Source organism: Flavihumibacter cheonanensis, from assembly GCF_022352215.1.
GTDB classification, from domain to species: Bacteria; Bacteroidota; Bacteroidia; order Chitinophagales; family Chitinophagaceae; genus Flavihumibacter; species Flavihumibacter cheonanensis.
Map to the genome: position 1 here is coordinate 1 of NZ_JAKRWF010000203.1, position 280 is coordinate 280.

At 66.1% G+C, this 280-nt stretch carries 1 protein-coding gene; it reads left to right on the forward strand.

Annotated elements, in window-relative coordinates; genetic code table 11:
* Positions 1 to 280: Rossmann-fold NAD(P)-binding domain-containing protein (locus MD536_RS21695; RefSeq protein ID WP_239603865.1), on the forward strand; the 280-nt coding region annotated here is incomplete at both ends.

Below are 280 nucleotides of genomic sequence, written 5' to 3' on the forward strand. Positions count from 1 at the left end.
ATGCACAAAATTCTGGTCGTTGAACACATCCACCCGGCCGGTGAGGCGATCCTGTCCGCGGCGGGCGAGCTGATCTTCCCCAACCCGCAGAACGGCGACGGAATCCTGTCCATCATCGGCGGCTGCGACGCGCTGGTGGTGCGCAACACCAAAATCACCCGTCCGATCCTGGAAGCCGCGCCGTGCCTGCGCGTGGTCGGACGGCACGGCGTCGGGCATGATTCGGTCGATTCGGCTGCCGCCAGCGCACTTGGCATCCCGGTCGTCTATACCCCCGCGG